This is a genomic window from Vibrio sp. Y176 (assembly GCF_033438945.1).
The window spans coordinates 1-593 of record NZ_JAWOQS010000831.1 but is presented as its reverse complement, the minus strand read 5'-3'; the positions used below and the strand labels follow the sequence as shown (position 1 = coordinate 593).

1 protein-coding gene is annotated in these 593 nt (G+C 45.2%); it reads left to right on the top strand.

From position 1 onward, the window contains the following. A partial coding sequence (locus tag R7O13_RS28905; protein ID WP_318305467.1) for a hypothetical protein occupies window positions 1-593 on the top strand: 593 nt, incomplete at both ends.

The window sequence follows — 593 nt, the reverse complement described above, 5'->3', positions numbered from 1 at the left end:
TTGAACTCAATGATAAATCAGGCATTTGGCAAGAGTTTGATGATGGCAACGTACGTGGCGTTCAAACATTCGTGGATGAAAATGGCCAAGTTGATATTTCGTTCAGCATTCTTTCTGGAGAAGTCAAAGACAACCCTAACGACCACTCTGAAACGGTAACGGTACTGCTTTCCAACATTCCTGATGGCGTTGAGATATTTGATAATGATGGCAACTCGGTCGATTTAACGTTCGTTGGGTACGATGGTAATAACCAGCCAATCTATGAAGCGAATATTACGCAAGCAAACATCAACTCGGGCATTGTGATTAAACCGGAAGCATCGTCTACCGAGAATATTCACATCACAGCCACCACGATCGTTACTGAAAACGATGGTCATACGCGCACCTCAACTGGGGAAATTCGTGTGATTGTTGGCCCTGTTATTGACGCAAGAAATAACTATACCGTGGTTTCGGAAGGTGACGAAGATACGCGCTTCAACATCGATTGGAAACCAACGACCAGCCAAAGTCCAGATGCCGATGAGTTCTTCTCAGAAGTGACGATTTCTGGCTTCCCTCCGAGTTGTACCGTGTTCGTGGATGGT